The sequence below is a fragment of the Brachybacterium tyrofermentans genome, assembly GCF_014897585.1.
Lineage (GTDB): Bacteria > Actinomycetota > Actinomycetes > Actinomycetales > Dermabacteraceae > Brachybacterium > Brachybacterium tyrofermentans.
Genome location: NZ_JABUXW010000015.1, coordinates 108,172 through 130,971 on the forward strand (window position 1 = coordinate 108,172; position 22,800 = coordinate 130,971).

19 protein-coding genes and 1 tRNA gene are annotated in these 22,800 nt (G+C 72.3%); 9 read left to right on the top strand and 11 right to left on the bottom strand.

Going from position 1 to position 22,800, the window contains the following annotated elements:
• Positions 1-65 precede the first annotated feature (65 nt).
• Complete coding sequence (locus tag INT49_RS12580; protein WP_193118089.1) at positions 66-1,019, top strand: SDR family NAD(P)-dependent oxidoreductase; 954 nt, start codon at positions 66-68, stop codon at positions 1,017-1,019.
• A 110-nt stretch (positions 1,020-1,129) separates the two neighbouring features.
• On the opposite strand, the gene INT49_RS12585 is transcribed toward INT49_RS12580, so the two are convergent.
• Positions 1,130-1,217: transfer RNA gene (locus INT49_RS12585), tRNA-Ser, on the bottom strand.
• A 77-nt stretch (positions 1,218-1,294) separates the two neighbouring features.
• Here INT49_RS12585 and INT49_RS12590 point away from each other — a divergent pair.
• Positions 1,295-2,272, top strand: coding sequence for an MDR family oxidoreductase (locus INT49_RS12590; protein WP_193118090.1), 978 nt, complete (start codon positions 1,295-1,297; stop codon positions 2,270-2,272).
• Positions 2,273-2,274: 2 nt separating this feature from the next.
• Positions 2,275-3,222 carry an NAD(P)H-quinone oxidoreductase gene (locus INT49_RS12595; RefSeq protein WP_193118091.1) on the top strand — a complete coding sequence of 316 codons (948 nt, stop codon included), beginning with the start codon at positions 2,275-2,277 and terminating at the stop codon, positions 3,220-3,222.
• A 52-nt stretch (positions 3,223-3,274) separates the two neighbouring features.
• Here the strand turns inward: INT49_RS12595 and INT49_RS12600 are convergent, their stop codons facing one another.
• Both INT49_RS12600 and serS read right to left on the bottom strand, forming a co-directional pair.
• Positions 3,275-4,141 (bottom strand): HAD family hydrolase, encoded by an 867-nt coding sequence (locus tag INT49_RS12600; RefSeq protein WP_226850434.1) that lies wholly within the window; start codon positions 4,139-4,141, stop codon positions 3,275-3,277.
• A 103-nt stretch (positions 4,142-4,244) separates the two neighbouring features.
• Complete coding sequence (serS, locus tag INT49_RS12605; protein WP_193118093.1) at positions 4,245-5,507, bottom strand: serine--tRNA ligase; 1,263 nt, start codon at positions 5,505-5,507, stop codon at positions 4,245-4,247.
• Between the two features lie 63 nt (positions 5,508-5,570).
• On the opposite strand from serS, the gene INT49_RS12610 reads away from it, so the two are divergent.
• Positions 5,571-6,785 carry a diacylglycerol/lipid kinase family protein gene (locus INT49_RS12610; protein WP_193118094.1) on the top strand — a complete coding sequence of 405 codons (1,215 nt, stop codon included), beginning with the start codon at positions 5,571-5,573 and terminating at the stop codon, positions 6,783-6,785.
• A 6-nt stretch (positions 6,786-6,791) separates the two neighbouring features.
• On the opposite strand, the gene pheA is transcribed toward INT49_RS12610, so the two are convergent.
• The 4 genes from pheA to INT49_RS12630 form a co-directional block, all read right to left on the bottom strand.
• On the bottom strand, positions 6,792-7,772 hold the full coding sequence (pheA, locus tag INT49_RS12615; RefSeq protein WP_193118095.1) for a prephenate dehydratase: 981 nt from the start codon (positions 7,770-7,772) through the stop codon (positions 6,792-6,794).
• Between the two features lie 77 nt (positions 7,773-7,849).
• Positions 7,850-8,440: a GNAT family N-acetyltransferase gene (locus INT49_RS12620; protein ID WP_226850436.1), complete on the bottom strand. Its 591-nt coding sequence runs from the start codon at positions 8,438-8,440 to the stop codon at positions 7,850-7,852.
• A gap of 82 nt (positions 8,441-8,522) precedes the next feature.
• A complete protein-coding gene (locus INT49_RS12625; RefSeq protein ID WP_193118096.1) occupies positions 8,523-9,062 on the bottom strand; it encodes a GNAT family N-acetyltransferase in 540 nt (179 codons plus the stop codon).
• Positions 9,063-9,075: 13 nt separating this feature from the next.
• On the bottom strand, positions 9,076-9,483 hold the full coding sequence (locus INT49_RS12630) for a GntR family transcriptional regulator (protein ID WP_193118097.1): 408 nt from the start codon (positions 9,481-9,483) through the stop codon (positions 9,076-9,078).
• Positions 9,484-9,663: 180 nt separating this feature from the next.
• Between INT49_RS12630 and INT49_RS12635 the strand changes: the two genes are divergently transcribed.
• Positions 9,664-11,715: a hypothetical protein gene (locus INT49_RS12635; RefSeq protein ID WP_319021608.1), complete on the top strand. Its 2,052-nt coding sequence runs from the start codon at positions 9,664-9,666 to the stop codon at positions 11,713-11,715.
• Between the two features lie 6 nt (positions 11,716-11,721).
• On the opposite strand, the gene INT49_RS21165 is transcribed toward INT49_RS12635, so the two are convergent.
• The 4 genes from INT49_RS21165 to glsA all read right to left on the bottom strand — a co-directional run bounded on the left by INT49_RS21165 (position 11,722) and on the right by glsA (position 16,783).
• Complete coding sequence (locus tag INT49_RS21165; protein ID WP_226850438.1) at positions 11,722-13,647, bottom strand: glycosyltransferase; 1,926 nt, start codon at positions 13,645-13,647, stop codon at positions 11,722-11,724.
• Complete coding sequence (locus INT49_RS12645) at positions 13,644-14,474, bottom strand: DUF5926 family protein (protein ID WP_193118098.1); 831 nt, start codon at positions 14,472-14,474, stop codon at positions 13,644-13,646. The genes INT49_RS21165 and INT49_RS12645 overlap by 4 nt, the downstream gene beginning before the upstream one ends.
• Before the next feature lie 42 nt (positions 14,475-14,516).
• Positions 14,517-15,413: a GNAT family N-acetyltransferase gene (locus INT49_RS12650; protein WP_193118099.1), complete on the bottom strand. Its 897-nt coding sequence runs from the start codon at positions 15,411-15,413 to the stop codon at positions 14,517-14,519.
• A 326-nt stretch (positions 15,414-15,739) separates the two neighbouring features.
• Complete coding sequence (gene glsA / locus INT49_RS12655; RefSeq protein ID WP_193118100.1) at positions 15,740-16,783, bottom strand: glutaminase A; 1,044 nt, start codon at positions 16,781-16,783, stop codon at positions 15,740-15,742.
• A 90-nt stretch (positions 16,784-16,873) separates the two neighbouring features.
• Between glsA and INT49_RS12660 the strand changes: the two genes are divergently transcribed.
• The 4 genes from INT49_RS12660 to INT49_RS12675 all read left to right on the top strand — a co-directional run bounded on the left by INT49_RS12660 (position 16,874) and on the right by INT49_RS12675 (position 22,481).
• Positions 16,874-19,798, top strand: coding sequence for an FAD-binding and (Fe-S)-binding domain-containing protein (locus tag INT49_RS12660; protein WP_193118101.1), 2,925 nt, complete (start codon positions 16,874-16,876; stop codon positions 19,796-19,798).
• A 167-nt stretch (positions 19,799-19,965) separates the two neighbouring features.
• Positions 19,966-20,748, top strand: a complete 783-nt coding sequence (locus INT49_RS12665; protein WP_193118102.1) for a metal-dependent hydrolase — start codon at positions 19,966-19,968, stop codon at positions 20,746-20,748.
• 69 nt (positions 20,749-20,817) lie between these two features.
• Positions 20,818-20,982 carry a hypothetical protein gene (locus tag INT49_RS12670; RefSeq protein WP_193118103.1) on the top strand — a complete coding sequence of 55 codons (165 nt, stop codon included), beginning with the start codon at positions 20,818-20,820 and terminating at the stop codon, positions 20,980-20,982.
• 173 nt (positions 20,983-21,155) lie between these two features.
• Positions 21,156-22,481: a sigma-54-dependent transcriptional regulator family protein gene (locus tag INT49_RS12675; protein ID WP_193118104.1), complete on the top strand. Its 1,326-nt coding sequence runs from the start codon at positions 21,156-21,158 to the stop codon at positions 22,479-22,481.
• Positions 22,482-22,800: the final 319 nt, after the last annotated feature.

A 22,800-nucleotide genomic window follows, 5' to 3' on the forward strand; every position in this document is an offset into this window, starting at 1 on the left:
GAGTGTCGTGCCCTCCGGAGTGCGGGGCCCGGCGCCCGTCCAGCCGGCGTCCCTACGATGACGCGATGAACGTCATGGAATGGGAGCACCTGCCCGAGCCCGATCTCACCGGTCGCACCGTCGTCATGACGGGCGCCAGCGACGGACTGGGCCGGGAGGCGGCGCTGCAGCTGGCCCACTGGGGCGCTGACCTCGTGCTGCCGGTGCGCACGCGCGCCAAGGGCGAGGTGGTCGCGCAGCGGATCATTCGGGAGACCGGCCGACGAGGAGCCGTGCGCCTGACGTCTCTGGATCTCGCCGATCTGTCGGCGGTGCGCACGGGTGCCGAGGAGATCGAGCGTCTCGTCGGCCCGAGCGGGATCGGCCTGCTGATCCATGTCGCCGGGGCCGTCACCCGGCGTCGCGAGGAGACCGCTGACGGCTCCGAGCGGATGCTGGGGGTGAACGCCCTCGCTCCCCTGCTCCTGACCGAGACGCTGCTGCCGCTGGTGCGGGAGCGGGTGGTGGTGGTCGCCTCCGATGCGCACACCTTCGGGTCGATCGACCTGGATGATCCGCACTTCCGACGCGGCGGCTGGTCGCTGCGCGCCGGCTACGGACGCTCGAAGCTCACGACGATGCTGTGGGCCCGTGAGCTCTCCGACCGGCTCCGGGCGGAGGGCTCAGGAACGGATGGCTCAGGCGTGGACCTGCAGCTCGTGCATCCGGGCTGGGTGCTCACCAACCTGCAGAACGCGACCGGGTCCGCACGGCTGGACCGACTGGTCACCGAGGTCACCCGGCCGATCGCGATGTCGGCGCAGCGCGGCGCCGCCTCAGTCCTGTTCGCCGCCACCCAGCCGCTGCCGCCGGGTTCCTACATCGGTCCGGACGGGCGGGGAGCGCTGCGGGGCCGGCCGACGTTCCTGCGGCGTTCGGCTGCGGCCCAGGACCGCGACCTGGCCCGCGAGGTCGCGGGCTGGGCGCGGTCCGAGGTGGGCCTGCCCAGCACACCGCGGGGCGCCGACACCCGGCCGTGAGCCGGCCTGCTGTCGGCATCCCTCTGACCGCGACCTGCCGCCGGCGGCCCTCGGACCACGACCGGCCCCGGAGCATCTGCACGAGATGCCCGGGGCCGGTCGTCGATCAGCGGAGGGTGCGGGATTCGAACCCGCGGTACGGGGTGACCGCACATTGGTTTTCAAGACCAACTCATTCGGCCGCTCTGACAACCCTCCCCGGGCCCGGAGGCCCTCGAGAAGTGTACCGGGACTAGGGTGGCGGGATCTGCACCCGAGGGAGAGGTTCACCCCGCATGCGCGCCGTACTGATCGACTCGAAGGACTCCGACGCCCGCTTCGTGGAGGATGCCGGTGAGTCCCTGCTCACCGGGCCCGTGGAGCTGGACGTGCTCTTCTCGAGCTACAACTACAAGGACGCGATGGCGATCGCGGGCACGGGTATCGCCCGCTCCTTCCCGCTGGTCCCCGGCATCGACCTGGTGGGGCGGGTGACGGCCTCGGAGGCCGAGCAGTACTCGGCCGGCGACCTCGTGATCCTCAACGGCGACGGCATCGGCGAGTCCCTCCACGGCGGCTTCGCGACCCGAGCCCGGGTGCGGCCCGACGCGCTGGTGCGCCTCCCGGCGGAGATCTCCCCCGACCGCGCCGCGGCGATCGGCACCGCCGGGTTCACCGCGATGCTCTCGGTGCTGCGGCTCGAGGACACCGGGATCGAGCCCGGCAGCGGCGATGTGCTTGTCACCGGCGCCTCCGGCGGAGTCGGCTCGATCGCGGTCGCGCTGCTCGCCGGTCGCGGCCACCGCGTGGTGGCGTCCTCCGGACGGGATGAGGAGAACGGGGAGTACCTGCGTGATCTCGGCGCGGCCGATGTCATCCACCGCTCCGAGCTCTCCGAGGAGCCCGGCAAGCCGATGCAGTCGCAGCGCTGGGCAGGAGCGATCGACGGCCTGGGCAGCACCACGCTCGCGAACGTCCTCGCCCAGACCGCCTGGGGCGGCACGGTCGCGGCCTACGGGCTCGCCCAGGGCACGGACCTCCCGACCACCGTGCTGCCGTTCATCCTGCGCGGCGTGACCCTGGCGGGCGTGAACTCGGTGGAGGCCCCGCTCACGCTGCGCGAGCGCGCCTGGGAGGCCCTCACCCGGGAGCTGGACCTCGACCTGCTCGATTCGCTGACCACCGGCATCGGCCTGTCGGAGGCGATCGCGTTCGCCCCGCTGATCCTGGCCGGCGAGACCCGTGGCCGCACGATCGTGGATGTGACCCAGTGACCATGCGCGCGCTCTCCATCACCGAGGATCACCAGCTCGAGCTGGTCGATCTCCCCGAACCCGTCACGGCGCCCGGCGAGGTGCTGGTCGACGTCATCGCCGCCGGGGTGAACCGTGCGGACCTCGCCCAGGTCGCCGGCATGTATCCCCCGCCGCCGGATGCGTCGGAGCTGCCGGGGCTCGAGGTCTCCGGCCACCGCCGTGACACCGGTGAGGCCGTGGTGGCGCTGCTGGCCGGCGGTGGCTACGCCGAGGTCGTCGCCGTGCCCGAGGGGCAGCTGCTCCCCGTCCCCGAGGGGATGGACCTGGTCGACGCCGCCGGCGTGGTCGAGGTGTGCGCGACCGTGGTCTCAAACCTCGTGCTCGAGGCCGGACTCGTCGAGGGCGAGACCGTGCTGATCCACGGCGGCACCGGAGGCATCGGCACCGTCGCGATCCAGCTGGCACGGCACCTCGGTGCCCGCGTGCTCACCACCGTCGGCTCCGACGAGGCGATCGCCACCACCCGCGGTCTGGGCGCCGACATGTCCTGGAACCGCCACACCACCGATCTGCTCGAGGCGGTGCGCGAGACCGGCGGGGCCGACGTCATCCTCGATGTCGTGGGCGGGCCCACGCTCGCGGACAACGTCGGGATGCTCCACGAGCACGGGCGCCTGGTCATCATCGGCACCCTCGGCGGGGCGAGCGGCGAGCTGCCGATCGGCCTGCTCATGGGCAAGCGCGGCCGCGTCATCGGCACCACGCTGCGCTCCCGCCGCACCGAGGCCAAGCGCGAGATCCTCGAGGCCACCCAGGCCCTGGCCTGGCCGCTGCTCACGGACGGCTCCCTGCGGATCCCGATCCACGCCCGCTTCCCCTTCGAGCGGGCCGCCGACGCCCACACGGTGCTCCGCGAGGGCGGCCATCTCGGCAAGGTCGTCCTCGAGATCGCTTCGCCCGAAGACTGAGGGCTGAGGGCTGAGGGCTCGACCCAGCAGTCTGATCAGCCCTGCAGCCCGCTCAGCCCAGCAGGGTCTCCAGCACCAGCACGGTGCCGTCCTCGTAGACGGAGTCCGTGACGGTGTCCGCCACGTCCTTCACGCCCTGGGGCGCCTGCCCCATGGCCACCCCGACGCCGGCCCACTGGAGCATCTCGGTGTCGTTGAAGCCGTCCCCGACGGCCACGGTGTGCGCCGGCTCGATGCCCAGATCCGCGCGCACCGTCTCCAGGGCGGTGGCCTTGGAGACGCCGGGGGCGGCCATGTCGAGCCAGGCCGTCCAGCCGATCGAGTACTCCACGCCGTGCACGCCGGATTCGGCGATGACCTTGCTGAACTCCTGCGGGCTGAGGTCCGGCACGTGCACCACCACGCGCACCGCCTCGAGCTCGAGGAGGTCCTCCAGCGGCTTCTCCTGGGCCTGCACGCCGAAGCTGGCGTCCTGGAAGCCGGTGGTGGCCTGGAAGGAGCCGTCGACCATCTCGACCGCGTAGTGCGCGTCGGGCGCGACCTCGCGCAGGGTGCGCAGGGCGTGGCCGGGCCGGAAGGCACGGGTGTCGATGATGCGGTACCCGCCGTCGGCCGACGGATCCAGCTCCAGGGTGACCGCCCCGTTGGAGCAGACCGCGTACCCGCGGGTGATACCCGCGGCCTCGACGATCGGGAGGGTCGCTCCGAGGGAACGACCGGTCGAGATGACGACGGTGTGCTCCGTGGCGGCACGCTGCAGCACGCGGCGCATCGGCGGGGACATGACGCCGTCGTGGTCGACGAGCGTGCCGTCGACGTCGAGCCCGATCAGCAGTCGCTCGCCGGGCAGGGCACCGAGATGCTCCTTCAGACGGGTCCGGGTGGCATCGCGGTCGGTGATCGCCGTGGCAGCATCCATGCCCCCGAGTGTCTCAGCGCCGTCTGACACCCGGGTGAACCGGCGGTGACGGACAGCATCACGCAGGCGTCGCAGGGCTCCGCGTCCGGACAGGCTGGGCATGTCAGGCCACGACCTCGAAGGTCTCGCGCCCGCCGAGGTAGGGGCGCAGGCCCTCGGGGACCACGACAGAACCGTCGGGCTGCTGGTGGTTCTCGAGGATCGCGGCGATGAAGCGCGTGGTGCCGAGGGTTCCGTTGAGCGTCGCGACCGGGCGCAGCCCGTCGTCGGTGCGCTCACGGATGTTCAGCCGCCGAGCCTGGAACTGGGTGGTGTTCGAGGTGGAGGTGAGCTCGCGGTAGGTGTTCTGGCTGGGCATCCACGCCTCGCAGTCGAACTTGCGGGCGGCGGAGGTGCCCAGGTCACCGGCGGCGGTGTCGATGATGCGGTAGGGCACGTCGATGCGCGCCATCATCTCCCGCTCGAGGTCCAGCAGGCGCTCGTGCTCCGCGTAGGAGTCCTCGATGCGGCAGTAGCTGAACATCTCGACCTTGTGGAACTGGTGGACGCGGATGATGCCGCGGGTGTCCTTGCCGTAGCTGCCGGCCTCGCGGCGGTAGCAGGCGCTCCAGCCGGCGTAGCGGATCGGGCCGCCGGACAGGTCGAGGATCTCGTCCTTGTGATAGCTGGCCAGGGCCACCTCGCTGGTGCCGACGAGGTAGAGGTCGTCGTCCTTGTCGAGGTGGTAGACCTCGTCGGCGTGCTCGCCGAGGAAGCCCGTGCCCTCCATCGACTCCGGGAGCACCAGGGTGGGGGTGATCATCGGGGTGAAGCCGGCGTTCGTGGCCTGGTCGATCGCGGAGTTCAGGATCGCGAGCTCGAGCTGGGCGCCGACGCCGCGCAGGAAGTAGAAGCGTGAGCCGGAGACCTTCGCGCCGCGGGCCATGTCGATCGCCCGCAGACCCTCGGCGATCTCCAGGTGATCCTTGACCGGGTGGTCGAAACGGGGGTTCTCGCCGACGGTCTCGCGGAGGGCGAAGTCCTCCTCGAGGCCCTCGGGGGCGCCCTCGGCGAGGTTGGGGATGGCGCGCAGGGCGCTGTCACGGGCGGCGATGGCCTCTCCGGCCTCCGCCTCGAGGCGCTTGACGTCGGCCGCGAGCTGCTTGACCTCGGCCAGCAGTGCCTGCTTCTCCTCGCCCGTGGTCTGGGCGACCTTCTTGCCGAAGGCCTTCTGCTCGGCGCGCGCGGATTCGAAGGACCCGGTCGCCTCGCGCCAGCGGGAATCGGCCGCCAGGACGGCGTCGACGGTGGCAGGGTCTCGTCGGCGCGCCTTCTGGGCATCGCGGACGGCATCGGGATTCTCTCGCAGGAGCCGCAGATCGATCATTGCACCAGGGTACCCGCGCAGGGGCCTGTGCTCTCCGGCCCTCGCCGTCAGTACTCTGTGACCATGGACCAGACCTTGCTCTACCTCAGCATCGCCTCGATCGTGGTCACCGTCGTCGCCGTCGTGCTGCTCGTCGTGGTGCTGCGGCACCTGGGGCGCCACCGTCGCGAGATCGCCGCGCTGCGGGCCGCGACGGAGGGCTCGGGCGCACGTGCGGGAGCCGGCGCGGCCGGGGACGGTACGTCCGCCGACGTCGACAGTGCTGCCAGGGCCGACGCGGACCCCCACGACGACTCGCCCGCTGACAGCATCCACCGGGTCGCGGTGGTCCTGAACCCCTCGAAGTTCGACGACGCCGAGATGTTCCGCACCCGCGTGCGCGAGGTCGTCGAGAACCTCGGGGGCGCTGACGTCGAGTTCTACGAGACGACGGTGGAGGATCCGGGCCGCGGCCAGACCCGTCGTGCTCTCCAGGAGGGCGCCGATCTGGTGGTCGCCGCCGGCGGCGACGGGACCGTGCGCCTGGTGTCCTCCGTGCTCGCCGGCACCGACACCCGGATGGCGATCATCCCCGCCGGGACCGGCAACCTGCTGGCCCGCAACCTCGACATCCCCCTGGAGGATCCCACCGCGGCGATGACCGCGGCGCTGAGCGGCGAGGACCGACAGATCGACGTGGGCTGGCTGCGCAGCGGCGGCTCCGTCTCCGAGGCGGCCGCATCCGCTGAGCAGATCTTCCTGGTCATCGCCGGCTTCGGGGCGGACGCCGAGATGATCGGCCACACCGACGACACCCTGAAGAAGCGCCTCGGGTGGATCGCCTATGTGGTCGGCGGGGTGCGCACGATCCTCGGCCGCTCGGTCGACGTCATGCTGGACTTCCCCGACGGCACCCGCCAGGCCCACAAGGCGCGCACCGTGCTGCTGGGCAACGTGGGCAGACTTCCCGGCGGCTTCGTGCTGATGCCGGAGGCCACAGCGGACAACGGCCGCCTCGAGATCGTGGTCGCCGGGTGGAAGGGCGCCGCCGGCTTCAGCCAGGTGGTCACGGAGGTCGTGAACCCGAAGCTGGTCCCGAAGGGCAAGCTCGCAGAGACCACGCGCCTGTCCACGATGAACCGCTACCAGGCCACCGAGGTGCGGGTCGCGACCACGAAGGCCCAGCCCGTGCAGCTCGACGGCGACACCGACACTGAGGCGACCCATCTGATCGCCCGGATCGACCCGGGCGTGCTGCGCCTGCGCGTTCCCGCGGGAACGGATCTGGACCAGCCCTGAGGGCCGTCAGTCCGTGCTCGGTGACCCCGTCGAGGGCGGGGTGACCATGCCGGTCAGCGACTCGATCCAGGCGTGGGCCTCGTCGTAGGTGTCGTCGGCGAACTCCTCGCGCGTCTCGGAGCTGATCCCGTCGATGCGCGGGTAGGAGCCGAGGTAGTGCACGACGGGGCAGATCCGGTGCAGCGCCCGCAGGGAGGCGGCGACGCGACGGTCCTCGATGTGCCCCTCGACGTCGATCGAGAAGGAGTACCGGCCCAGGAAGTCGCCGATGGGGCGCGACTCGATGCGGGAGAGGTTCACGCCGTTGGCGCTGAACATCTCGAGGGTCTCGAGCAGGGCGCCGGAGCGGTTGTGGGGCAGCTGGACGACGAGCGTGGTCTTGTCCGCCCCGGTGCGGGCGGGGATGCGGCCCTCGCGGGTGACGAGCACGAAGCGGGTCTGCGCGCCGGCGTTGTCCTCGATCTGCTCGGCGAGCACCGTGAGGCCGAAGTGCTCGGCAGCGAGGGGCGAGCAGACGGCGGCGCGGCCGCGGGCCTCCTCGGGGCTCATCGCGGCGAGGTCGCGGGCGGCCGCGGCGGTCGATGAGGCGGTGGCGACGTTCGCCGAGGGGACGTGGCCGCGCAGCCAGCCCTGGACCTGAGCCTGGGCGTGCGGGTGGGAGGAGACGACGCGGAGGTCCGTCAGCGCTGTCTCCTCGCGGGCGGCGAGCACGAAGGTCACCTGCACGATCTGCTCGGCGACGATGGTGATGGAGTCCGTGGCGGCGAGCACGTCCAGCGTGCCGGAGACCCCGCCCTCGACGGAGTTCTCGATCGGCGCGATCAGCGCATCGATGTCCCCGGCGAGCAGGTCGGTGGTCGCGGTCGCGACGGCGGTGAAGGGCACCTGCTCCACCGTGTCGGTGACCTCGCGGGGCATGACCGCCAGCGCCTGCAGGAGCGCCTGGTGGGTGAAGGTGGTCTCGGGGCCGAGGTATCCGTACCGCATGGGAGCCAACACTACTGCTCACGGGCGCAGTTCCGCCGCGCGGCCCAGGACGGACCGGCCTCTTTGCGCACTGGCGATCAGGACGAGGGGCGTGCCGGCCTGGTCCCGTCATCGATCCAATAGCGCCGTTTCCCCTCAACACTGTTCTCGTACTGCCCGCCGGCCTTCTCGATCGTGCGGCGGGAGGCGACATTGTCTTCATCGCAGGTGACCAGGACAGGGCTGATGCCGAGCCCCCGCGCCTCGGCCAGGCCGAGCTCGAGGGCCGCGGAGGCGATCCCCTGCCTCCGGGCGGATGGCCGCACTGAGTACCCGATGTGCCCGCCCTGATCGAAGAGGTAGGTGGTCAGGCGGTGGCGGATCACGATGAAGCCGAGGATCTCGGCTCCCGGATCGTCAACTCCACATGAGCCGTCGCTCGACCCGTCGGCCGCGATGATCCAGCGGCTGGTGCAGTGCACCCAGGGCTCTTCGAGCTCGGTGCTCGGATCCTCCTCGGCCAGGCGCGCGGTCACGAAGTCGATGAACTCTCCGTCGCCCACCGGCGGGATGCCGGGGTCGAAGATGCTCGAGCCGTCCATCGCCGTCCCGGCGAAGTCGGCGAGGCAGTCCACGAAGGCCGCGTGGCGGGAGACGGACGGCGGGACCAGGCGGAGTGCAGGACTCATCGGCCCAGGATGCCAGGCTGGCGGAGCACGGATTGCTGTGGCCCGACGCGGAGATGCAGATTCCCGGAGATCAGGGTCGGGCTCAGCGCAGGTCGAGCACCCAGCGGTCTACGACCCGCGCCGGATCGGCAGGGTGCCGCTCGGGAGTGCCGGTGGGAGCCGCGCCGATATTGCGGGCCACGGCTCGGGAGGGATCGTTGTGCGGCGCGATGAACAGCACGAGCTGCGAGATCCGTTGGTCTCCGCGGGCGCAGTCGACGAGCGCTGACGCGATCTCCTGCCCCAGACCCTTCCCCCGATGAGCTGGGAGCACCCAGTAGGTCATCGCGGCGTGGCCCCGCTGGACTCCTGGCGCCAGGCGGTTCAGACCGCCGCCGCCGAGCAGACGCCCGCCTCCGACCCCGTCCCCGTCCTGGTGCTCGTCCCCGCCCGAGGCCATCCCGTCTACCGCGGCGTACTCACGGATCGGACCGTCGCTGCTCCACCGTGAACAGCGGTCCAGGAAGGCAACGAGCGCCGCGCGGTCCCACCGGCCTCCGCTGATCTCCCGCGCCAGCGCGTCGTCCTGACCGAGCAGCAAGGCATCGGCATCCTGGGGGTCGAGTGCTCGGAGTCGGATCATCGACTCAGTCGCTTCATGCGGTGGTCGCGGGGGCCTGTCCCGCCAGCGCCGCCCGCACCGACGCCATGATCTCGACGTCACCGTGGCCCTTGGCACGGGCGTCGGCGACGGGTCCGGAGAACAGTGCGACGAGGTCCGGGTCGGCGACGCCCCCGGATTCCCTGTCGGTCGCCGCGGCGGATCTCTCGCTGGCAGCCACGGCTCCTGGCGCCACGGTGGTGCCCGCGCCGCGCCGGGTCACGATGATCTGCGCCTCCTCGAGGAGCTTGTAGGCGCGGGCCACGGTGCCGGCGGCGAGGCCGAGATCGCCGGCGAGCACGCGGATGGCGGGGAGCTTGTCGCCCGGGGCGATCTCGCCGGAGCGGACCTGCTCGACGATCTCGCGACGGACCTGCTCATAGGGAGGAGTCGGGGTGTTCATGGGGTCCACGATATGGGTCCCCGGACCTCCTCTGCGCTGCATAGCACCTCTTGTGCGGCACCGCTCGCCCGGCGCGCGCCGCGGCCAGGGCGCCGGCGGGGCCCGTGGAATCCGTGGGAGAAGCGTGGAGGCCCTGCGCAGACGCCCGGGAGCCTGCGGTGCGCCCCGTAGCATCGTCCTGTGCTTCCCCACCTGCCTGTCTCCTCCTCCCCTGCCCGCCGGCTCCGTGCGCTGCCGGCAGTGCTGCTCACCCTGATGCTGAGCGCGCTCGTGCTGGGCCTCGCTCCCGCCGCGCAGGCCGACGGCCCGCAGGAGGCAGACGCCCCGGTGCGCCTGGTCCTGACCACCGCAGGTCTGAGCTGGGAGGACATCTCCGCCGAGCGGACACCGAACATCCAGTGCCTCGCGGATCGCTCCGGAGCAGGGGCGATGAACACCACCTCGACCTCCGTGGTCTCCACGGAGCGCCAGGGCCTGGAGACGCTGCACACCGGCTACCGCGGCCTCGCCGAGAAGGCACCCCGCTCGGCCGGGATCCCGAACCCCCCGGTGGACCAGTGGAAGCAGCTGCCCGTCCACACCACGGAGATCGACGCCTCGGCGGAGGCCGACCCCGAGCTGGCGGGATCCGGGCCGTCGGACCCGGACCAGATCGCTGCACAGACCGCCGACGCCCTCGCCGGCGAGGACATCGTGCAGGTCGACCTCGGCTCCGTGCCCGACCACGACGATCCGGGCCGCGAGCAGGCGCTCTCGGACCTCGACGAGAGGGTCGGCGGAGTGCTGGACGCCGCCGGCGGCTGCGAGTCCGCCGACCTGCCCCGCACGCTCCTGGTCTCCGTCGCTGCGACCGACCCGGCGAACCCGGACGAGATGGAGCGCACCGGTGCGGTCGCCTCCCGCACCGTGGGCCTGCAGGTCGCGCTGGACTCCGCGTTCCCCGGCCAGGCGCTGACCAGCGGTGCCACCAAGCAGAACGGCGTCGTGATGATGACCGACGTGGTCGCCACGGTCCTCGCCTCCTATGACGTCGCAGCCGACGGCCTGATCCCCGGTCAGCCGTTCCGCGGCACGGACCACGACGACCCCCAGCAGCTCGCCCTGGACCGTTCGCAGGCCGCCGCGATCGTCGACTCCGCGACCGTCCCGGCTCTGGGATCCTGGCTCGCGCTCGGCGTGATCGGCCTCGTGATCTGCCTCGTGCCTGCCTTCGCACGGCGCCGGCGGCTCGCCGCCGTGGGCCGCGCCCTCGCGGCCATCGCCCCGCTCGCCCTCCCCGTCGGACTGTGCGCATCCGTCGTGCCCTGGTGGCGCGGGGAGCACGACACCCTGGCACTGACCGCTGTGGTCTGGGGCGGCTGCGCGGTGCTCTCCGTGATCGTGCTCGGCGGCCCGTGGCGCCGCCATCGCTTCGGACCGCTCGGGGTCTCCTCCGCCCTGATCACCGCCGTGATCCTCGGCGAGTCCGCGCTCGGCTCACGGTTCCAGCTGGGCTCCCCGCTCGGTGCCCAGCCGATCTCCGGCGGCCGCTTCTACGGGCTCTCCAACCACCTGTACGGCATGGTGTTCGCCGGGGCGATGATGGCGCTGCTGTGCCTGTTCACCGTGCTGCGCACCCCTCGCGCCCGAGTGGTGTGGACACTCCTGGTGGGCGCCTGCGTGGCGGTCGTGTGCGTGGCGCCGTCCATGGGCGCTGACTTCGGCTCGATGCTCGCCACCATCCCCACCTTCGGGCTGCTCGCCCTGCTCGTCTCGGGGATCCGGCCGAAGGCCTGGCACATCCTGGCGCTCCTCGCGGGCGGCGCCGTCGCCGTGCTCGGGGTGTCCTTCCTGGACTGGCTGCGTCCGCCCGAGGACCGCACCCACCTGGGGCGGTTCATCGACGAGCTCCTGAGCGGCGAGCTGCTCTCCGTGATCACGCGCAAGCTCGCGCAGAACATCGCGATGACCACCGGCTACTGGGCGCTCGCACTCATCATGCTGCTGGCTGTGCTCGCCTCGATCGCCGTGCTCGCCCCGCGCCGGTTCCGTCTCACGCGGCTGGTGGCGCTCGACGCCGCGCACCCTGCGGCCTACCGGGTGCGGGTCGCCCTCGTGGCCGGCACCTGGCTGGGGTATGCGGTCAACGACACCGGGCCGGTGCTGGTCGCCGCGGTCTTCGGGATCTGGTTCGCCTTCCTGCCGGTCGCGCTGCCCGCGCCCCGGCCGACGGGCTCCGCGGACCCGCAGTAGGCAGGTTCAGTCGTCCGAGGCGTTCTCGGCCTCGACGGCGGCGTGGACCACGAGCGAGGCGTATTCATCACCACTCAGCGGCGGGCGGATCGAGCTGGGCAGCTCGGGCCCGGGCACGGTCAGATGCGATGCGATGATCACGGCGTGCTCGGGGCTGAAACGCTCCGCCACCGGAGCCGCCTCGAGCCGGGCCGCAAGAGCCTCGAGGTCGATGCCTGCGAGGTAGACGACGTCATCCGGGGCGAATTCCCCTGCGACCGGTAGAGCCCGCAGCCGGCGGTCCAGCGACTCGATGTCGAGATCGCCGAGCGCCCGGGTCTCCTCGTCGGAGAAGGCGCCGCTGACCGGGAGCGCGGCGAGGCGCGCCCGGCGGCGATCCGCCCTGTTGACGGCGGAATCCTGCTCCGTGGTCGGAGCAGACGCCGGATCCGTGGGCGACGTCGCAGCTGCACCCGGTGCGGCAGCCGGGGTCGACGGCGAGGTCGGGACCGAGGTCGTGGGTGTCGACGAGATCGGGGACTGCGGTGAGGTCCATGTCGACGGCGCGGGCACGACGGGGACCGGATTCGCCGCCGGGGCCGGTTTGGACTCCGGGCCAGGAGTCGTCCCCGAGGCGGGAGCGCTCGGCTCCTCCGGGGCGGCCTCCTCCACCGGACCGAGGTCCCAGGCGTTGACCTCTTCGGCGGATTCCGGTTCCGGTGCCCGCTTCGCCCCCGGCCAGACGGCCCGCACGGACGTGGGGCGCGGCTGGACGGTGCCGCCGCGGTTCTCAGCCTCGGCTCGCGTGCCCCGGTCGGGTTCCGGCTCGACGCCCGGTTCCGGCTCGCCGCTTGGCTCTGACTCGCTGTTGACCTCCGGAGCAGGAATCGGCTCGGGGGTGACGGACCGTTCCGGGTCGACGGACGACTCGGGGGTGACGGCCGCGGTCGCCGCACCCCCAGAAGGCTCGACCTCAGCGGGCTCCACCTCCGCGGGCTCGACCTCAGCAGGTTCAGTCCCGGCTGGCTCGGCCCCAGAGCTGTCGATCACCGGCTCGCCGATGAACTCACCGGTCGTACCCGCAGCCAGCACGGCAGGCTCGTCGGTCGGGTCATCGGCCGGTTCGTCCGGCAGGACATGGCGGCGGCGTGCCAAGGCCCGCACCACATCGCGCAGCTGGGCGGCGCGGTGCAGCTGACCGCGCAGATCCTTGCCGGTGGCGCGGTGCGCGAGGGACGTCTCGATCTCCTTGACCCAGAAACCGCCGGTCAGCGCGTCGATGGTCAGCGACGTCTCGACGCCCCACCCCGGCGCCAGCGGCTGACAGGCCTCCCAGGTCTCCCGGGTGATGCAGCGGGTCCCGGACAGCGGCTGGGTGGCCTCCCAGCCGGTGGCGCGCAGGATGCCGCGGCGGGCGGTGCCCACCACGATCCCCATGCCGCCGGCGCCGGCCTGGGGCGGCAGCAGAGCGATCGCCATGTCGACGCCCTCGCCGAGCACCGCATCCACCAGGGGCTGAGCGGTGGTGACGGAGGATTCCATGTCGGCATCGACGAACAGCAGGGCGCGCGGCGTCCGGTCCTTGCCGTCGATCACGGGCAACGGCCCGGTGTGCCCCGGCGAGCGCGGCTCGGCATGGAGCTCCTCGGAGAAGCCGGCGCCTCCGTCGGCCCGTTCGGCGTCCTCCCGGATCGCGACCATCTGTGCACCGGTCGCCATCGCTGCCGCCTTGCCGCGGTTGGTCTTGTGGCGCACCACGAGGGCGTCGGCCCCCATGGCGACCGCGGAGGTGGCGTCGGTGGAGCCGTCGTCGACGACCACCACCAGATCCACGCCCTGGATCTCGCGGGCGGCCACGATGGTCGCCTCGATCCTCTCCGCCTCGTTCTTGGCAGGGATCACCACGGCCACCCGCTCGGGGCGGTGGGCCGTCAGCGGCCCCGCCGCACTCATCGCAGGGTCACCTGTCGGGCCACGATCCCGCCCCGGGCGCGACGCTCGAGCGCGGTGAGCGGCTCCTCGGTGTGCAGCGCCTCCTCGAAGCGGGTGCGGAACGCCTCCGCCTCCGCCTCGACGCCTGCGGCGCCGAAGCCCTTGGGCAGGTCCCACACGGGGATCGCGAGGCCCTCGGCGCGGAAGGAGCCGACGTACTTGGTGCCCTCGCCGACCCCGGACTCACGGCGTGCGTGCAGGCGGGTGACCGCGTCGATGACCTTCTCCTCGTCGGCGTCGAGCACCCAGCGCAGGTGCTCCTTGGGCCCGGCGTCGACCCAGTAGGCGTGCTCGAGGCCGGCGACGGCGCGGGTGGGCATGATCGACTGGTTCGCCTCCTGGATCGAGGACTCGATCTCGGGGGTGCGCTCGGCGCTCGGGTCCAGCCAGAACTCGAAGGTGTCGTGCACGGCGATCGTGAAGTCACCGGTCAGGTCGAGGATCTCCTGCAGGCGCGGGGCGTCGTCATCCAGGGTCACCGAGGTGATCGGGTTGCCGGGCTCGAGGGCGAGGGCCAGCTTGATGGCCTGCCCGATCCCGCGGGAGAGGTCCCCGCCGGGGTAGGCGGCCTGGATGCCCACGGTGATGCTCCCGTCGGTGCGGCGCACAGCGGGCCACGCCATCGGCAGGATCGTCGCGATCTCGACATCGACCGCGCCGTGCTCGGCGGTGGTCTTCGCGGCCATGGTCGCCGCGGGGATCAGCTCGCGCATCGCCACCAGATCCTGTTCGTTCGGCAGCCCCTCGAAGGGACGGAGGACCAGGGCATCTCGAGAGGTGGAGCTCATGACCGCAAGTCTACCGATCCGCAGGCGTGCCTCGTCGGATGCTCACGCCACGATTCCTGTGCCGCGCCCCGCACGATCGGGGGCATGGGTGGGTGAGGGAGCCAGGGCGGCCTCGAGCACGCGCAGATCCGCCGGGTCCATGTCCCGCCCGTGATCGGGGCGGGGGTGCTCGGCGCGGCGGGTGAGATGAACAGGCACCGTCGCCAGGCCCAGCCTCCGGGCCACGGCGATGCGGTGGTTGCCGTCGATGGTCGCGAACTCCTCGGTGAAAGCCAGATCGATCGGGGTGCGCATGCCCTCACGACCGATCAGCTCGGTCAGGCGGTCCAGGTGGGCGGGGGTGTCCAGAGTGGGTGTGCCCACGTGCTCGCGGTCCACGGCCCGGTACCGGGCCACGAGCTCGGTGGGCAGCTCGACGCTCTCCTGGTCCATGGGGGCGGCGCGGCGTTCCATGAGCAGCTCGGTGTCGTCGTCCGGGTTGCGGCCGATCACCCCGAAGCCGCAGCTCTCGTAGAGCCGACGGGCGGGCAGGTTGGTCTCGACCACCGCGAGGCGCAGCCGGGTCAACAGGTGGTGCGCGGCGAGGTGGTCGACGCAGGCGGCGATGAGGACCCGGCCGACACCGCGGCCGCGGTGCTCGGGCGCGACCCAGACTGCGAATATCTCTGCGAGCTGCCCTCGGGTCGAGGTCGTGACGAGCCGGGCCATTCCGGCGGCGGTCTCCACGCCGCTCTCGTGCCGTACAGCGACGTAGGCTACCCCGGGAAGGCGGAAGTATCCGCGCCAGTACGCTTCACGCTGGTCGTCGTCGGCACCATCCCGAGCCAGGGCGCCTTCCAGCGTGCTGCTGAACGCCTCGGGGGCGTCGGCGAGCGCACGCAGGCGCAGCTCCCGCCACACGGGCCAGTCGTCGGGCGCCAGCACCTTCGCGGAGATCATGCCGCAAGGTTCGCATCCGGCTGAGCACGCCACAAGCGAGCACGTCGCAAGCAGGCCTCCACCGGAGTTCAGCACCTTGAGACGACCTCTGCGGCTGGCTCCGTCCTGCTTCGGCAGAATCCTGCGTACCCCTGCCCACCCCAGCGCGCCGCAGCGAACCGCCCTGCGTCGAGTGGCGCCAGGTGTGCAGGCAGCCCGCAGAGGGGCGAGCCTGCACGCCTCGCGCCACTGGATACGTGAGCAGGAGCAGGAGGCAGATTCGCGGGGCGGGTCCGGAAGGGGGGTCACCCCGGCAGCTCTCGGTCCGGCGGCTACCGGCCCTCAGCTCACGGGTGTGTGCCGACCTCCATCAGCTCTCGGGCGCACTCCTCCAGGTCCCGCGGCACCGCACCGTCGAGCATATGCAGGGCGAAATCTTCGCTGAGCCGCTCGAAGAAGTAGGTGCCGCGCACGGAGTTGCCGTGCAGGTCGAGCTGCGGGGCGTAGCTGGCGATGCCGAAGCGAGAGGGCAGCGCGGCGATGATCCCGCCGCCCACGCCGGACTTCGCGGGCAGGCCCACGTCACTGACCCAGTCGCCGGCGTTGTCGTACATCCCGCAGGTGAGCATCACGGAGAGCACCTGGCGGGCGGCGACGCGGGAGAACACCTTCTCGCCGGTCAGCGGATTGGTGCCGCCGGAGGCGAGGGTCGCAGCCATCACCGAGAGGTCCGTGACGGTGGTGAGCACCGCGCAGCCCTCGATGTATCCCGCGACCACGTCGGCGGCGTCCTCGGTCATCGAGCCGGCCGCGCGGAGCATGTACGCGAGCGCGAGGTTGCGATCGGCGATCGTCATCTCTTCCTCGCGGGTCTCCTGGTGCAGCTCGAGCGGCCGCCCGGCGGCAGCATCGAGCACGTCGCGCAGGCGCTGCGTGCGCTCCTCCTGGGTGGGGCCCAGCATCGCGTGGGTGCGGATGGCGCCGATGTTCACCAGCGGGTTCTTGGGCTTCTTCGAGTGCCGGTCGATGCTGAGGGCGTTGAACTCCTCCCCCGTCGGCTCCTCGTCGACCACGGAATCCACGTAGTCCATCCCGTGCAGATCGATCGCGGCCCCGTAGGCGAAGGCCTTGGAGATCGACTGCACCGGGAAGGCGTGGTCGGTGCCGGCGGAGGTGATCTCCCCGTCGATCGTGCAGACGGCGACGCCGAGGTGGTCCTCGCGCGCGCCGGAGAGATACGAGAGCTCCGGGATGTCTCCGACGGACTGGGCGCTGCCGGAGATCCCACGATCCGGGAGGACCGCATCGGTCGTCGGGTCCGCCTCGGGTGCCGTCGCCGTGGACAGGGCGATCGTGAGGCGGTTCAGGTAGGTGTTCAGAGCGCTCGTCACGGAACCGACCGTACAGGCCGCCGCCGCACCTGCAACCTCATGGAGCGAGAAGCCACCTCGCGTCCCCGACCTCCCGCGATACCGTGAGGTATGACCGTCGCACCCCTGCTCGACACCGATGTCGTCGCCCGTCACGCGCTCGCGCACGACGCCTCGCACTACCTGCTGCTGCCCGAGGCCGTCACCTCCCCCACCGACGAGGACTCCGTCGTGGCGCTGCTGCGCGAGGCGATGCGGGAGCGTCGGCCCCTGACCTTCCGCTCCGGCGGCACCAGCCTGTCCGGCCAGGCGCAGTCCGAGGCGGTCCTGGCCGATGTGCGCACGCACTTCCGCTCGATCGAGGTGCTCGACGGGGGCGAGCGCGTGCGGGTGGGCCCAGGGGTGACGCTGCGCCAGGTCAACGCGCACCTGTTGCGGCACATGCGCCGCCTGGGGCCGGATCCGGCCTCCGAGGTCGCGTGCACGATCGGCGGCGTGATCGCCAACAACTCCTCCGGGATGGCGGCGGGGATCGCCGAGAACTCCTATCGCACGCTGGAGTCGCTGCGCTTCGTGCTGCCCAGCGGCACGGTCGTGGACACCGGCCTCGAGGGGGCCGACGCCCGCCTGCGGCGCGAGGAGCCCGCCCTCCATGAGGGCCTGGTGCGCCTCATGCGGCAGGTCCGCGACGACGCCGCGGCCACCAGCGTGATCCGGGAGCGCTTCGCGCTGAAGAACACGATGGGCTACGGGATCAACGCCCTGCTGGACTTCGAGACCCCGGCCGACGTGCTCGCCCATCTCGTGGTCGGCTCCGAGGGCACCCTCGCCTTCGTCTCCTCCGCTGTGTTCCGCACCGTGCCGATCCAGAAGCACATCACCACCGGACTGCTGGTGCTGCCCTCACTGGAGGCCGCGACCGCTGCGCTGCCCGAGGTGGTGGGTGCCGGGTTCGCGACCGCGGAGCTGATGGACGCCCGCTCGCTGATCGTCGCCCAGGGCCTGGCCGGAGCGCCCCAGGAGATCCTCGGCCTGGACGTCGAGCGCCACGCCGCACTGCTGGTCGAGCACCGCAGCGACGATCCAGCCGAGCTCGCGCAGCGCGCGGCCGACGCGGTGGGGATGTCCGAGGGGCTCGGTCTGTCGGTGCCGCTGGAGATGACCACCGACGCCGCACGTCGGGCCGCGATGTGGACCACCCGCAAGGGCCTCTATGCCGCGATCGCCGGCGCCCGACCGGCGGGCTCGACCGCCCTGCTCGAGGACGTGGTGGTGCCGGTGCCCGAGCTGGAGGCCACCTGCCGCGGCCTGCAGGACCTGTTCGACCGTCACGACTACGACGAGTCGGTGATCTTCGGGCACGCGAAGGACGGCAACATCCACTTCCTGCTCAACGAGCAGCTCGGTGAAGGGTCCTCGCGCTTGGAGGCGTTCACGCAGGACATGGTCGAGCTGGTCCTGGACCACGGCGGGAACCTCAAGGCCGAGCACGGCACCGGGCGCGTGATGGCCCCGTTCGTGGAGCGCCAGTACGGACCGGAGCTGTACGGCGTGATGCGCGAGATCAAGGCGCTGGTGGACCCCGCCGGGATCCTCAATCCCGGCGTGGTGCTCACCGAGGATCCCTCCGCCCACATGCGCGATCTGAAGCCCGTCATCGGGATCGAGGAGGAGGCGGACCGCTGCGTGGAGTGCGGCTACTGCGAGCCCGTGTGCCCCTCGAAGGACCTCACCCTCACCCCGCGCCAGCGGATCGTGCTGCGTCGCGACGCGAACCTCGCCGAGCAGCGCGGGGACAGTGCCACCGCCGCCGCTATCCGCAGCGCCTATGAGTACGAGGGCCTGGAGACCTGCGCGGTCGACGGGATGTGCGTGACCGCCTGCCCCGTCGGCATCAACACCGGCGATCTGGTGCGACGCCTGCGCGCGGAGGACGCGAGCGCGGCTCCGAACGCGGCGTGGAAGGCCGCGGCGGGGAACTGGGATCTGCTCACCCGCGGGGCGTCCGCCGCGATGGGCGTGGCCGGGAAGCTCCCGCAGGTGCTGCCGCGGGCGGCGACCGATGTGGGCCGCGCGCTGCTGGGCAGCGACGTCGTGCCCCAGTACCGCGGCGAGCTGCCTCGCCGCGGAGGGTCGGCGCGGCGCGCGGGCGGGCGCGGCCGGGCATCGGCCGACGTCAGCGCCGTGTACCTCCCGGCCTGCGTGCACACCATGTTCGGGGCCGCCGAGGAACCCCGCAGCAGTGACGGCGCAGCGGGCGGCGGCTGCGGAGGTGGCTGCGCGTGCGGGACCGGGACAAGTGCGGCATCGTCGGGTGCGACCTCCGGTTCGACGTCAGGTGCGACGTCCGGGTCGACATCGGGTTCGACGTCGGCCCAGACGACCGCCCCGACGACCAGCGCGGGCGTCCCCGCCTCCATCGATCTGCTCGCCCAGCGCGCCGGCGTGCGCCTGGCCGTCCCGGACGACGCCGCCTCCCTGTGCTGCGGCACCCCCTTCTCCTCCAAGGGCATGACCGGCGCCAAGGAGCAGATGCGCGAGCAGGTGCGCACCGCTCTGCTGACGGCGAGCCATGACGGCGAGCTGCCGGTGATCGTGGATGCGACGAGCTGCACCGAAGGGATCCTCGGGGCCCTGGAGGGCACCGGGATCGAGGTGCTCGACGCCATCACCTTCGTGCGCCGCCACCTGCTGACGCGCCTGACGGTCCGGGAGCCCGCAGGGTCCGTGACCGTGCACCCCACCTGCTCGACCACGCACCTCGGCGCCACTGACGACCTGGTCGCGATCGCCGAGGCCGCCGCCCGGGACGTGGTGGTGCCCGTGGACTGGGGCTGCTGCGGCTATGCGGGCGACCGCGGCATGCTGCACCCCGAGCTCACGGCGTCGGCCACCCGCGCGGAGGCGGCCGAGATCGCCCAGCGGGAGACGGACTGGTACGTCAGCTCGAACCGTACGTGCGAGCTCGGCATGCAGGCTGCGACCGGGAAGCCGTACCGGCACGTGCTCGAGCTGCTGGAGGCCGTGACGCGGTGAGAGGGTTCCCACCCTCTGCCCTCCGGGCACGGCGCCACCGGCTGTCATGACCCGCCGGTAGTCTTCCCGGCGGCCCTCCTCCCCCGGTGACGTCACGCGTCCCACCAGCGGCTCCGCCCGCGCCCTTCCCCTGGTGAGGCCACGTCGACGATCTCCCGAGGAGGGTGATGCCCATGATGGGCGGACATCATGCGATCAGCGGAACAGCGGCCTGGATGGCGCTGGCCGGCTCGGCGCCCGTGCTCGACCACGTGGTGGGCCTGGACCTGTGGAGCCTCGATCCTGCGCAGGTCCTCGCCGGCGCGGTGGTCGCGACCGGCGCGGCCCTGCTGCCGGACATCGACCATCCCAGCGCCACGATCTCCCGTTCCGGCGGCGGCCTCACCAAGGCCCTCACCCGGGCGGTCAGCACCGTGGCCGGGCATCGCGGCGCGACCCACACGATCCTGGCCGCCGCGCTCTTCACCGCGCTGGCCGTGGTCGTGAACCGTCTCGACTGGCAGGTGGTGGTGCCCGGGGTGGGCGAGGTGCAGGCGGGCGCCGCGCTGCTGGTGGCGGCGATGTGCGCCGTCGGCACCCGGGCGCTGAAGATGGTCGAGGGCAGGCTGCTGCCGTGGCTCGTGGGCATCGCCTCGGGCCTGCTGGTCGCCGTGGTCGCCCCGGACACCTCCATCTGGCTCCCGGCCGCCGTGGCGGTGGGCGTGCTGGTCCATCTCGTCGGCGATCTGCTCACCACCGACGGCATCCCGTTCCCCACCTGGCCGCTCGTGATCCGACCCCCGAAGCGCCTCGCGTCCGGCATCTGGCAGCGCAGCGGGGACATCGCCGTGCCGCTGCTCGGCGATGCAGGCAGCGCACGGGAGTGGCTGCTGTGCACCGTCGTGACCGGCTACGCCGCGACGGCCCTGGTGACCACGCTCGCGCAGGCTCCGGGGACGCTGGCCCTCTGAGGCGGGCACTCACCCAGCCCCCGTATCACCCCACCGTCCGTTCCACCCCACCGTCCTGAGGAGGACATCATGTGCAGAGCCACCACCTGCCGCACCTGTGGCAAGACCACCTGGGCCGGCTGCGGCCAGCACGTCGACCAGGTCATGAAGGACGTCCCCGCCTCGAACCGGTGCCCCGGCCACACCGAGGAGACCCCGAAGACCGGCATCCTCGCCCGCCTCTTCGGTCGCTGAGCTCCGCCCGCGGGGCTCGATGCGCAGTGCCCGATCCCTGATCTCTGATCCCTGATCCGCTGGCGTCCGCCTTTGCCCCTGACCCGTGCGCGCTGTACGGTCAGGCCAGGTGTGACGCGAGAGACAATGAGGTGGATCGTGATCAACAGTTCTGCCCGCAGGCGGAGAACGGCATGACCGCCACCGGCTGGTCGCCGACGGACTCCGACTACCAGGCGCGCTTGCTGCGCGCCCACGAGGACCTGCGCGCTCACGCCGAGCTCCGTGCGACCGACGCCCCGGTGCGCGACGCGGTGCTGGAGTCCTGGCGCCGATCGCTGACCGCGCGGCCGACGGCGGACGCGAGCGACGGCACCGGGCACGCCGTGCTCGAGGGCGATGACCTCTCCGGGGCGCGCGAGACCCACCTGTTCTCCGCCGTGCTGCCGCTGCTGCGCTCACGGCTCATCGAGCCGGCGGTCGAGGCGGGGCTGATGGTCGCCCTCGGCGATGCCCGGGGGCGCCTGCTCTGGGTGGAGGGGCGGCCACAGCTCATCTCCCGCGCGGACGCGATGGGCTTCGCCGCCGGGGCGGACTGGTCCGAGGCGGCGATGGGCACCTCCGCCCCCGCCCTGGCCCTGGCCACCGCCGCCCCCATGCAGGTGGTCGGTGCGGAGCACTTCCACGAGGCGGTGCATCCGTGGAGCTGCAGCGCCGTGCCCGTGCTGCACCCCCGCACCCGCGAGCTGCTCGGCGTCCTGGACGTCACCGGCAGCGCCGAGGCCGTCTCCCCGCTCGTGCTGCCGCTGCTCGAGGCCACCTCCCGGGCCGTGCAGGAGGAGCTGCGGGCCCTGCTGCCCGTCGGCCGCCCCCCGCAGGAGGTGCACCGGGGCGTCAGCCGCCGCATCCTGCCCCGCTCCCCCGAAGCACGTCGCCCCGAGATCCTGCTGACCGGGCGCCGAACACCTCTGCTGCGTTCGGCGGCAGGCTCCTCCGAGCTCAGCGGGCGGCACGCCGAGCTGCTGACCCTCCTGCACCTGCACCCCGACGGGATCAGCGGCGCCGAGCTCGCCGAGGACCTGCACGGCACTCCGGCCGCGGAGGGGACGGTGCGCGCCGAGGTGGTGCGGCTGCGCCGACGGCTCGCCGAGATCGGCGGACCGGAGATCCTGGCTCGCCCGTACCGGCTGCAGGGGCCGCTGGAGAGCGACCTGTCCCGTGCTCGCGCCGCGCTCGAGCGAGGGGATGTCGAGGTGGCGCTCGCCCAGTGCGTCGGCGATCTGCTGCCGGCCTCCGAGGCTCCGGCGATCGGTCGCCTGCGCCGCACCCTGGATGGGCACCTGCGCGAGCTGCTGCTCGAGTCCGGCACCTCCGCGCAGCTGTGGAGATACGCGCAGCGCCCCGAGGCGGCGGCGGACCTCGAAGTGCTGATGGCGATCCTCCAGCTCGCCCCGGCCGACGCCCCCGAACGCTCCGCCGCCGCGGCCCGAGCTCGCGACCTGCGCGGCGAGTCGGGCTGACCCGGACCCGCACCGCACTGCCCCTCACCGCCACGCTGCACTGCACTGCACGCGCTGAGCGGCACTGCACGGCGCCGCCGGGACCACGCCGCCCGCACGGTTCCTGAACCCCGCCTGCCACCCGCGCAACGTGGATGCAACGTGACCCCCGTTACGGTGATTCGCATCCGACGACGTCGTCGGCACCACCGCACTGACCCGCGGCGGAGCGGACGTCCGCTACCCAGTGGAGGCACACCAATGACCGCCTATGCACACCCCGGGACCGACGGAGCGAAGGTCACCTTCGCGCAGCGGTACGAGAACTACATCGGGGGCC